This is a genomic window from Paenibacillus diazotrophicus (assembly GCF_042610465.1).
Genome location: NZ_JBGJZN010000006.1, coordinates 191172 through 203105 on the forward strand (window position 1 = coordinate 191172; position 11934 = coordinate 203105).

Below are 11934 nucleotides of genomic sequence, written 5' to 3' on the forward strand. Positions count from 1 at the left end.
ACAGGTCTTGGTCATGCCAATAGCAGGAATATTGCTCTTGGGATGAGCTGCAGACAGTCTAACAAGGGTGGTACCACGGTCTTTTCGTCCCTTACCGGGAGGAAAGGCCTTTTTTTGTTGGGAATATAAGAATTTGTAGGCTATCTGCTATCCATTTTCCTTATATTTCTCGCTGAAACGTATACCGTCCTTAACAGAACGGTATAGACGTTTTCACTTGATAACACCATGACAAGGGGGCAGTACACGGTATGAAAGAGAAGCTAGAAGCATTAAAGGTCGAAGCGTTAGCGAAGCTGGAGGAAGTTACCGATCCGCAGGTTCTGAACGATTTGCGTGTAAAGTACTTGGGTAAAAAAGGCGAACTTACAGAGGTATTACGCGGCATGGGCGGGCTTAGCGCGGAGGAGCGCCCGGTGATTGGCCAGGTGGCCAATCTGGTGCGGAGTGCCATTGAGGATATTATCGGAGCCAAGCAGGAAGCCTTCCAGCAGCAGGAGACCCAAAACCGGCTGAACGCGGAAAAAGTAGACGTAACTCTACCGGGCCGCGCACTGCCGCAAGGCGGGATTCATCCACTGAGCCGGGTGGTTCAGGAGATCGAGGATATTTTCATCGGCATGGGCTACCGGGTGGCGGAAGGGCCAGAGGTGGAAACCGATTACTATAACTTTGAAGCGCTCAACCTGCCGAAGAACCATCCGGCACGTGATATGCAGGATTCCTTCTATTTGACAGAGGATATCCTTATGCGCACACAGACATCACCGGTTCAGGTCCGCACCATGCAGGCTATGAAGGGCGAAACTCCTGTCAAAATCATCTGTCCAGGCAAAGTATTCCGCCGTGACGACGACGATGCGACCCACTCCTTCCAGTTCCATCAGATCGAAGGCCTCGTGATTGGACGGCATATCCGCATGAGCGATCTGAAGGGCACGCTGCAGCAGTTCGTGAAGGAGATGTTCGGACCGAATACAGGCATCCGGCTGCGTCCAAGCTTCTTCCCGTTCACCGAGCCGAGTGTTGAGGTGGATGTAAGCTGCTTCAAATGCGGTGGTGACGGCTGCCGTCTGTGCAAGCAGAGCGGCTGGCTGGAAATCCTCGGTGCCGGCATGGTTCACCCGAACGTGCTGGAAATGGGCGGTTATGATCCTGCCGAGTACAGTGGCTTCGCCTTTGGTATGGGCGTGGAGCGGATTGCCATGCTGAAGTACGGCATCGATGATATCCGCCATTTCTATACGAATGATATGGCTTTTGTGAAGCAGTTCAAGGGAATTTAAGTTTTTGGCAGGTGAGCGGGCTGGGCGGGAATGGGAGATGCGGTGATTTTGGATGTTGATTTTCTGTTTTAACAATCGGTTAAAAATGGACCGGAGGGGAAGTTTGGAACTGTAGGAGCGATAGCGTCCGCCTTTATGATTGAATTTCTGCTGCGGTCAGCAGTTAAATCGGGAAATTCAATCATAACAGCGGCCGGAAGTCCAAACATTCCCTGTAGGGACACTATTAACAGAAGGTTTTATAAAACGGAAGCACAAAGATCCGGGTGCTGCTCACTGTCCCCGCATAGCCAAGCAAACCCGGCACGTAGATAAATACATTTGACACAAAAGGAAGTGTGCGAACATGAAAGTATCAACCTCCTGGCTCACGGATTATATATCGCTTGAGGGCGTTACCGCAGATGAGCTGGCCGAGAAAATCACGACCGCCGGCATCGAGATCGACGGTGTGGAGCGCCGCAACAAAGGCCTGTCCGGTATCGTGGTTGGCTATGTTAAATCGAAAGAAAAGCATCCGGATGCTGATAAGCTGAATGTGTGCATCGTAGACGCCGGACAAGGCGAGGATCTGCAGATCGTCTGCGGAGCCAAGAATGTGGCCGCAGGCCAGAAAGTCCCGGTTGCATTAGTAGGTGCAAAGCTTCCGGGTCTGGATATCAAAAAGGCTAAGCTTCGCGGTGTATTGTCGCAAGGGATGATCTGTTCCGCCAAGGAGCTCGGGCTCAACGATAAATTGCTCCCCAAGGAGCTGCAAGAGGGTATTCTGGTGCTCCCTGAGGATACAGAAATCGGTCAAGACATCCTGAAGGTGCTTGACCTGAATGATGAGGTTCTGGATTTCGATCTGACCCCGAACCGTTCCGACTGTCTTAGTATGATTGGAGCCGCTTATGAAGTAAGCGCCATTCTGGGAAGAGAGCTTAAGCTGCCTGATCCGGCAGCGGATATCGTTGAGGCGGGCGGACTGGCATCGGACTCCATCTCCGTCCGGATTGAGGACGAAGAATACTGTGCGCATTATTCGGTACGTTACATTGCCGGAGTGAAGCCTGCCCCATCTCCGCTCTGGATTCAGAACCGTCTGATGGCTGCAGGGGTACGTCCGATTAATAACATCGTTGACATTACCAATTACGTAATGCTGGAGTACGGACAGCCTCTACATGCGTTTGACGCCGATAAAGTGGAAGGCGGCGTATTGGGTGTGCGGTTTGCCAAGGAAGGTGAGATTCTGACCACGCTTGACGGCCAGGAGCGTAAGCTGGAGCCGCAAATGCTTGTCATAGCGGATGGAGTGAAGGCTGTAGGCCTGGCTGGTGTGATGGGCGGACTGGATAGTGAGGTAACAGGTGAAACCGTGAATATTGTGCTGGAATCAGCCAAATTCGATGGCGGAACCGTCCGCAAAACCTCCCGTCAGCTGGGACTGCGCTCTGAAGCTTCTCTCCGCTTCGAGAAGGAAGTGGACCCGAATTCCGTTATTCCTGCATTGAACCGGGCAGCAGCCTTGTTGGCCCGTTATGCCGGGGGTACTGTGCATGAAGGGATTGTTCAGGCAGGCAGCGGCTCGGTGGAGGAGAAGGTAATCACCTTATCCATTGAGAAGCTAAATCGCTATCTCGGTACAGAGCTGTCTTTGCTGGAAGTGAAGACTATATTCAGCCGTCTCCATTTCAAGTATGGAGATGCCGCGCAAGGTCTCGTCGAGGTGCAGGTTCCGACAAGACGCGGTGATATCAGCTATGATGTCGATCTGATTGAAGAAATCGCCCGGTTATACGGGTATGACAATATCCCTACAACTTTGATTGAAGGTGTGACTACACCAGGAGCACTTACGAGTGAGCAGTCCCAGCGCCGTGAACTGCGCCGTCTGCTGGCACATGGCGGCTATCAGGAGGTTATGGGGTACTCTTTCATTCAGCCGGAGCAGAGCAAGCTTTTTCCGGCGCTTTCTGAAGGCCAGCTGTCTGTCAAACTGGCGATGCCGATGAGCGAGGACCGCAGCGTACTGCGCACCAGTCTGATTCCACAGCTGCTGGAGATCGCCCGCTACAACACTAACCGCCGCCAAAGTGATCTGGCGCTGTTCGAGATCGGGAATGTGTTCTTCACGGATGAAGAGCAGCTTACCCGCCAGCCCCGTGAGCTTCCGGTGCTCGGACTTCTGTTGAGTGGAAGCCGTACGTCCAAGCAATGGAATGTTGCTGAACAGCCTGTGGACTTCTTCGACCTGAAAGGTGCACTTGAAACAGTATTTAGCCACTTGGGCCTAACGGATAGTGTGGTTTACGAAGGCGACGCTCCGGAGAATTACCACCCGGGCCGTTCGGCATCGATATACTTGCAGGGTGCAGAAGGACGAGTGAAGCTGGGAACATTTGGCCAGCTCCATCCTGAGCTGCAGCGCGGACTGGATCTGGAAGATACCTATGTGGCCGAGCTCCTGCTTAAGCCACTCTACAGCAACGCCCGCACCAATTTGCAATACACTGAGCTGCAGCGCTTCCCGGGTATGGAGCGGGATATCGCAGTTGTGGTGGATTCTGCAGTGCCTGCAGGGCACCTGCTGGCTTCCATCCGTGAGAACGGCGGAACTCTGCTGCAGAATGTTCAGGTATTTGATGTATACACGGGAGGCAAGATGGAGAGCGGCAAGAAGAGCGTTGCCATTTCGCTGCTGTACCGTCATACGGATCATACACTGACCGACGAAGAGGTTGTAGAAGCGCATGAAAGAGTCGTATCCGCACTTCAGCAAACTTTTGGCGCCGAATTAAGAAAGTAGCAGGAATTGTGCAAAGCCGCAGCGAATCCCTTTAGAAACGGAGTTCGCTGCGGCTTTTTTCTAACGCTTGAAGCTGCGGCGGCCACCGGCATAATCTATGAAATAAACGGCTTTTTGGCAAAAGAGAATAAATCACGCTACAATAGGAGCAGGGATACCAGCTTAGAATCCGCACACATACAAAGGAGGGCACAACTGTGGCTATGGACCGGACTCGTGTCGCCGTGGAGATATATGGAACTTCCTACAAACTTGTCGGAAGCAGCACTGAATATATGAAACAGGTTGCCCGCTATGTAGACGAGCATATGCGTGCAATCTCCAAATCTCATAACCGATTGGATACCCCGCGGATCGCGGTGCTTGCTGCCGTACATATGGCAGAGCAGGCCATTCAGGTACAGGACTTTAAGAATGAGCTGAACATGCTGACCGGAGAGCGTACGGAGCTGCGTGTAGAAGTTGCACGTCTTACGGAAGCGCAGAAGGAGCGGCAGGAAGAGTACGAACGGATGGAAACCGCCGCCCGGGAGGAAGCCGCCCGTCTGATTGCCGCTGCCGAAGAGGAGCGCAGGCGGCATCTGGAGATTCAGGAGCAGGAGCGCAAGCTTCATGCGGAGGCGTTGCTGGAAGCGGAGAAGGCGGCAACAGCCGCTAGAGAGCAGCTGGCTGAAGAGCTTAAGGCGCGTGAAGCGGAGCTGCTGTCTCTGCGCGGGAGCTATGAGCAGGAGCAGGCTGCTGCCCGTGAGAGCCACCGGCAGGAGCTTGCTGCCGCTGAGGCGGCCCGTCTGCAGCAGCTTGAAGAACTCAAAGCTGCGCATCTGCTGGAGCTGGAGACTCTGAGAGAGATGCTGGACCAGGAGAAGAAAGAAACTCTGTCCCAGCTTGAAATGGAGCTCGCACAGACCCGGGAATCGCTCGGAGGCGAGATTGTAGAGATCCGTTCGTCACTGGGCAGGGAGCTGGCAGAGACCAAGTCTGCACTGGAAAAGGAACTCACAGAGGAACGCGAGGCGCTTCAGAAGGAGCTTGCCAAGAATAAGGAGCTGCGGCAGTCGCAAGGCACGCAGGAGCATCGTCACAAGCAGCAAGTGCAGGAGCTGGAGAAGCAGCTGGGCGAGCTGCGTGGCGGCACCGGGCAACTGCAGTCTAGGTTGCGTGCAGCTGAAGCTGGGCTGAAGGGTGAACGTGATGCCCGAATGACTCTGCTGGCTCAATACGAGGCTGTGCTGAAGCGGGAAGAACAGCTGACAGAGGAGCTTCATACGGCCGTGCAGCAGGGAACACTGCAGCGGGACGAGCTGGAGAACCTGCGCCAGCGTCATGAGGCTGCGCAGAACGAATCGGCAGGACTCCAAGCTTCGCTGCGGGAAACTGCGGAGGGTCTTAGCCGGGTGCAGGAAGAGCTGCGTGCTGCAAATGAACTCGGAGACCTGCTCAGTGCAGAACTGGGTGAACTGCGCCAGCGTTATGAAGATAAGCAGGAAGAAGCTTCAACCCTTCGCCAGTCTCTTGGTGAAGCCAAGTCTGGTCTGCATCAGCTGCAAGGCCAGTTGAACCTGTCTGCAGCAGAAGCAGCGGACTGGAAAGAGCTTGCCGACAAGCACATGGAGGATATCGGGGAGCTGGAGATGAAGCTGCTGGAATCGGAAGAGAAGTCTGTGGCACTGCAGAGTGAGATTGAGACACTGCGGGGGCAAGCCGACGGCATGGTGCAGCAGCTTGACCGTGAATCCGCGCGGCGGGCCGAAGCGGAGACAGAGAGGGAGCAATACCGCGAAGAAGCGGAAGCCTCCCGCAAGGAGCTTGTCGCACTGCGCGTACGTTATGAGGAGCTTATCGCGCAGTATGATGAAGTACTGCAGGACGGTGAGCAGCTGAAAGAAAGATACGAGCTTCTGGAGGCGGAAGGCGAAGAAACCGCCCGCCGTCTGGAAGAGCTGTACGAAGCTGGAAGGGAAGCCGCCGCTACGGCGGCAGAGCAGCAGGAAATGCTGCGGGAGACCCGCGAGGTGGAGGCTTCCTGGAAACGTAAGTACGAGGAGCTCCAGCAGAGTCAGCAGCAATGGAACGAGACGGAAGCACAGCTTCGTGAAGAGATTGAGATTTGGGAGCAGGAAGCGGGCAAGGCCGAGGCGGTAACGGATTCCATGAGCCGTGAACACGAGCTAGTGCAGGAGCAGCTTGCCGAGATCGGCGAGAACTTTGAGCTGGTGCAGGGCCAGTTGCGTCTGGTGCAGGCACAGCATGAGCTCCAGCAGAGCGAGATGGACAAGCTCTCGGAGGAGCATCGCAGACTTCAGGCGGAATATGCCAAGCTCCAGAGTGAATATAATGAATGGATTCAACTGATCGAACAGGACAGTTGAATAGCGGACGCATGAAGAGAAGGGGCTGGCCCAAGCAGAGGTACTGCATGGGTAACAGCCCTTTTCTGTGTGGGAAAAATCATATGCAAATATTGCAACCGTTTACATTCCGGGTTAGGATGTGGATGAGGTGAGTTGAATGGATAAAAAATGGCTGGGCGGTGTCATTGTATTATTTCTTCTACAGGCTTATTTATTTATTGGTTTTGCCAATCATTCCGCCCGCATGGGCAGCATTGTTAAGGAATTAAGCGGGCATCCGGGTGAGCGTAAGCCTGGTTACCATATTGTGCTGATCGAACAGGAACGATATCACCCGTATTGGGAGATGGTTGAGAAAGGTGCAAAAGAATCCGCTGAGAAATACGGGATCGATATTGAATTTACCGGTCCGGTCCGCAACAACATGGAGGAACAGATCAGTCTGCTGGAAAAAGCAATTGCGGCCCGCGTGGACGCCATTATTGTACAGGGACTGAATGATGAGAAGTTCACTCCGGTGATCGATAAAGCCGTGGAGCTTGGAATTCCTGTGATTACCATTGATACCGATGCTCCGGAGAGCAAACGGCTGGCTTATGTAGGGACCGATAATGTAGCGGCGGGCGAAACCCTTGGCCGCATGGTTCTGCAGGCAACCGGAGGGAAAGGGAGAATCGGGGTGATCATCGGCAGTGAACAGGCCAAAAATCAGCTGCAGCGTCTGAATGGCTTAAGCCATATCGTGAAGAACTACAGCGGGCTGAAAATTGTGGATGTCCGCAGCTCTAACATTTCTCATATGGAGGCTATTCAGCAGGCAGCTGACATGCTGCGGCTGCATCCTGAAATTGATGTGATGGTGGGGACCAGCTCTACGGACGCGTTAGGGGTTCTTAAGGCTTCCAAGAGTATAAAGAACGGTTCACTGACGATCATAGGCTTTGACAACCAGGAAGAGACACTCGCTGCCATAACAAGGGGTGAGATTAAGGCCACCGTGGCACAGCAGCCCTTCCTGATGGGGGATATGGCTGTAAGACTGCTTCATGAGCATTTTCAGGGAATCCCGCTGCAGCAGGAATACTACACAGAGGTACGGATACTGGACCAATCCAATGTTCAGGAAGGGGAGAGCCTGTGAGTATCCGCAAAAAGCTGTTGATTTGTATCCCGCTGCTTGTGCTGCTGATGAGCTCCGTCTCCTTTTTTCTGTTTGAGAGCGGGAAAAATGTGCAGGAGAGCTATCATCTGATGATGAACCGGATTTTGCTATACAAGGAAGTTTCGTACGAGGTTGGGGAGACCATGCGGTCGATGAACCGTTTGATCATGCAGGTGGATGCCGGCAGCTTTCCGGAAGTAGAAAAACATCTCAATGCCGCGGTGGAACTGCGGGAGAGGCTGGAGAGTGTGGAGACGATAGGCGGCAGCGACCTTCCTCTTATGAATTACCGCAATATCATGGATACATTTCTGGAACAGGCGAAGCAGATGATCGCGGAGATTGATGTTCAGGATTCCAATACGTTGGCTGGGGCGTATATCGAAACGGAGCAGACGGAAAAGTTCATCCGTGAGGAAGCGCAGGCTTTAGTTGATATGGAGCTGGATCAGTATAAGCCGATATATGAGGAAATTATGTCCACAACGGACAAGCTCAACGAGCTGGGGATTCAACTGGTTATTACTGCGGCGGTGCTGAGTATCATTATGGCGATCTGGCTTTCGAGTAGTATAACAGGGCCGATTCGCCGGCTGGTGGCGACCGCCAAGCAAATATCGAAAGGCCGGATGGACACCAAGGCCCCGGAGAGTATTAACAACGACGAGATTAGTATTTTATGCCGGGCCTTTAACGGAATGATCGATAATATCCAGGAACTGATGGCGGAGAATATCAAGAGCCTGGAGAAGGATCGGCTGGTCAAGGAGCTGGAGCTGAAAATGCTGCAAAGTCAGATCAACCCTCACTTTCTGTTCAATACGCTGAATTCTATTGCCAAGCTGGCTTATCTGGAAGGGGCAGCCAAAACAAGTGATCTGACCGTCTCCGTTTCGCGTCTGCTCCGTTATAACCTGCAGAAGCTGGACCAGGCTGTTCCACTGCGCGAAGAGGTGGAGCATGTTACAGAATATATCAATATTCAAAAGGCGCGTTTTCGTGAACGGATTACCTTTGTGATGGATATTGAAGAGCAGGCGCTGGAGGGGATGATTCCATGTCTGACGCTGCAGCCGATTTTTGAAAATGCCTTCGTGCACGGTCTGGAGCATATGGAGGAAGGGGCGGTGCTGGAGCTGTCGATCAGGCATGACGAAGGACGTGTGAATATCAGAATTAGTGATAATGGCGTTGGGATGAACCGTGAGACCGTAGACAGGCTAATGGAATCGATTCGGGAGGAAGCACCCCGTTTTAGCGGAAAAGGCCAGTCCACCGGACTTGGCACACATAATGTATTCAAAAGGCTGCATTTATTTTTTGAAGGAGAACAGCGGATTGAAATCGACAGCAGTGAAGGGCAAGGGACAGCCGTACTGTTCAGATTGCCTTACCGCCCGTTGGTCTAAGACCCGGGAATCAGAGAGGGGGATACACGGATGTACAATCTGCTTATTGCTGATGATGAACCACTGGAACGGGAAGGGCTGGAGATGATGATCCGGAATTCTTTGCCGGATATGTTCGAATTTCTGCATGCGGAGAATGGACGGAAGGCCATACAGCTTGCGGAGGAGCACAGGCCGGATTTTATCTTCATGGACATCAAAATGCCGGGTATTCACGGATTGGAGGCGGTCCGGCAAATTTCGGCTAAGCACCCCTCGGCTAAAATAGTCATGATAACTGCCCATGATTATTTCTCCTACGCAAAGGAAGGACTGTCGCTGGGAGTACGTGATTATTTGCTGAAGCCGGCCAGATGTGAGGAGGTAATGGAGGTCCTGAGGCAGCTGATTGCCGAAACACAGGAGGAGAGGTGCAGGCGGAATGAACAGCTCGAACTTCAGGAGAAGCTGGCCCACCTGCTCCCGCTCGCCGAGAATGAGCTTTCCCTAATGCTGATGCTGGAATATGTGCAGGAAGTGGAGCTTGAACAGCTGGCCGGGCTTCTGAACCTGCAGTGGAGCAAAGGGTATGCTATGCTGCTGTCATTTCCCCGGCACTCCAAAGAGGAATGGAGCGACTTCCAGTTGGCCAAGCGGGATATTTACGAGGCCATTAAACAATTTGTGAAATCAGGTCTGGGTGGCATCGCCGGACCTGTGATCGGTCATCAGATGGCACTGTTTATCCCGTTGTCTCCGGGACGTACGGGGTATTCCCAGCGTGTAAGCTCCCTGGACTGGGGAGAGCGTCTCCGCAGTCTGGTGGAGGACCGGTTTCAACTGTCGGTCTCAGTCGGCATCGGCTCCATTCGGGAAGGCTGGGACGGGCTTAGCCGTTCCTACCGGGAGGCAGTTCGTGTATGCGCCGACAACAACGACCCGCTGAGTGTACGCCATTTTGATGATATGATACAGAGCTCCGGCCAGACTGCCATTTCATTGGATGATGAAAAAAAACTGCTGGATGCCCTGCTGCAGCACAATAAGCAGGAGGCAGTGGAGCGTTTTGGTGTAGTGTATGACCATTTTGAGGAAGACGGGAACCGGTCCTTCGTTGCTTTGCGCGGTGAAGTAATTGGCCTGCTGCTGTTCCTCGCCAGAGGAGTCCATTTCGCAGCCGGCGCGAAGATGATTGCTACGCTTAATGCTTTGGAGGACCCCGGCTCCTTGAGGATGTCAGCAGAATCCTGGCTGGAGGCTATCTTCGACAGCCTGAGGGAAGAGCGGGAGCATAGCCGTTCCCATGTGCAGCAGAGGGCGCTTTTCTACATCAGCCAGAAGTATAAAGAGGACATTTCCATGGAGCAGACAGCAGAATATGTGAATCTAAGTCCTCATTATTTCAGTAAATTATTCAGGCAGCATGCAGGTGAAACCTTTATTGACTACATTACGCGATTAAGGATCAATGAGGCAAAACGTCTGATTTCCGAAGAGCGCTTAAGCCTTAAGGAAATCTGTTACGAGGTGGGCTATAAGGACCCTAATTACTTTAGCAGGGTCTTCAAAAAAGCTGCCGGCATGACGCCGAGCGAATTCAGACTACTGAATGAGAAACAAAGTCCTTGTTAACCAACAAGGACTTTTTTGCGTTGCATCCCCGTTTTTTCCTATGAAAGCTTCTGGAAATATTTACATTACATGAGAGGACAATGGAATGCGGGCAGAAGGTAAAAGAGTGCAGGTATTGGAGACACCGGGGCTGGAATAAACATGCTAGAATTTTTTTGTAAGCGCAATCAAATTTATTTAGCGGAGAAAAGGGGCGAAGAAAGCGTGAGAAAATATGGTAAATTCATTTCTTTAGGGATGGCTGCTTTATGGTTGACTGCCTCCCTGGCGGGCTGTGGAGTAGTCTCAAACGGAGATCAACAGAAAGCGGAGGAACCTGCAGCGAACACCAAAGACGGAGGCAAAATTGTAATTGGAATGTCGATGGATACGCTGAAAGAGGAACGCTGGCAAAAGGACCGGGACATCTTCACTTCCAAAGTGGAAGAACTGGGAGGCGAAGTGAAGGTGCTCGCGGCTAATGGGGATGATGCAACGCAATTGAGCCAGGCGGAACAGCTGATCTCCCAGGGAGTAGATGTGCTCGTAGTGATTGCCCACAACGCTGAAGCTACAGCTCCAATCGTAGAAAAAGCCCATAAGGAAGGCATTAAAGTAATTGCTTATGACCGTCTGATCAACAACGCAGAGGTCGATTATTATATCTCCTTTGATAATGTACGGGTCGGGGAGTTCCAGGCCCAGGCCGTGATTGATAAGGCGCCTAAAGGCAACATCGTCTATATTGGCGGAGCGGATACCGACAACAATGCCCATATGTTTAAAGAAGGGGCCATGAATATTTTGAAGCCGCTTGAAGAAAAGGGCGATATCAAAATTGTCTATGATCAGTTCTCCAAGGACTGGAAGCCTGAAGAAGCACTGAAGAATATGGAGAATGCTCTGACAGCGAATAACAATGACGTTCAGGGCGTGGTTGCTGCCAATGACGGAACTGCTGGCGGGTCCATACAGGCGCTGACGGCACAGGGAATGGCTGGTAAAATCCCGGTATCCGGGCAGGATGCCGATTTGGCTGCTGTCCAGCGCATCGCCGAAGGCACACAATTGATGACAGTCTACAAACCTATCAATGCAATTGCGACCAAAGCTGCTGAAATGGCGGTAGCGGCTGCTAAAGGGGAATCCATTTCTACTGATAAAACAGTGAATAATGGAAAAATTGATGTTCCTTCTGTGCTGCTTGATCCCATTGCAGTCAACAAGGAGAATCTGGACGTCCTGATTAAAGATGGTTTTCACAAGCTTGAGGATGTGTACAAAAACGTTCCCAAGGATCAGTGGCCGAAGCAATAAGTCAGCCTTTGCGGCAAGAGAGGCGGAA

Annotated in this window: 7 protein-coding genes; all 7 read left to right on the forward strand. The window is 52.4% G+C overall.

The window, feature by feature from the left end:
* Window positions 1-251 precede the first annotated feature (251 nt).
* The 7 genes from pheS (at window position 252) to xylF (ending at window position 11906) form a co-directional block, all read left to right on the forward strand.
* Window positions 252-1286, forward strand: a complete 1035-nt coding sequence (gene pheS, locus ACAN54_RS21790; protein ID WP_379160377.1) for a phenylalanine--tRNA ligase subunit alpha — start codon at window positions 252-254, stop codon at window positions 1284-1286.
* Window positions 1287-1632: 346 nt separating this feature from the next.
* Window positions 1633-4077: a phenylalanine--tRNA ligase subunit beta gene (gene pheT / locus ACAN54_RS21795; RefSeq protein ID WP_379160380.1), complete on the forward strand. Its 2445-nt coding sequence runs from the start codon at window positions 1633-1635 to the stop codon at window positions 4075-4077.
* Between the two features lie 203 nt (window positions 4078-4280).
* On the forward strand, window positions 4281-6446 hold the full coding sequence (gene zapA / locus ACAN54_RS21800; protein ID WP_379160921.1) for a cell division protein ZapA: 2166 nt from the start codon (window positions 4281-4283) through the stop codon (window positions 6444-6446).
* A gap of 139 nt (window positions 6447-6585) precedes the next feature.
* Entirely contained in the window at window positions 6586-7569 is a 984-nt protein-coding gene (locus tag ACAN54_RS21805) for a sugar-binding protein (RefSeq protein ID WP_379160383.1), read from the forward strand.
* The gene (locus ACAN54_RS21810) at window positions 7566-8999 is read left to right on the forward strand and encodes a sensor histidine kinase (RefSeq protein ID WP_379160386.1); all 1434 of its coding nucleotides are present in this window, start codon (window positions 7566-7568) and stop codon (window positions 8997-8999) included. The genes ACAN54_RS21805 and ACAN54_RS21810 overlap by 4 nt, the downstream gene beginning before the upstream one ends.
* A 30-nt stretch (window positions 9000-9029) precedes the next feature.
* Entirely contained in the window at window positions 9030-10610 is a 1581-nt protein-coding gene (locus ACAN54_RS21815; RefSeq protein ID WP_379160389.1) for a response regulator, read from the forward strand.
* Window positions 10611-10847: 237 nt separating this feature from the next.
* Window positions 10848-11906, forward strand: coding sequence for a D-xylose ABC transporter substrate-binding protein (gene xylF, locus ACAN54_RS21820; RefSeq protein ID WP_379160923.1), 1059 nt, complete (start codon window positions 10848-10850; stop codon window positions 11904-11906).
* Window positions 11907-11934 lie beyond the last annotated feature (28 nt).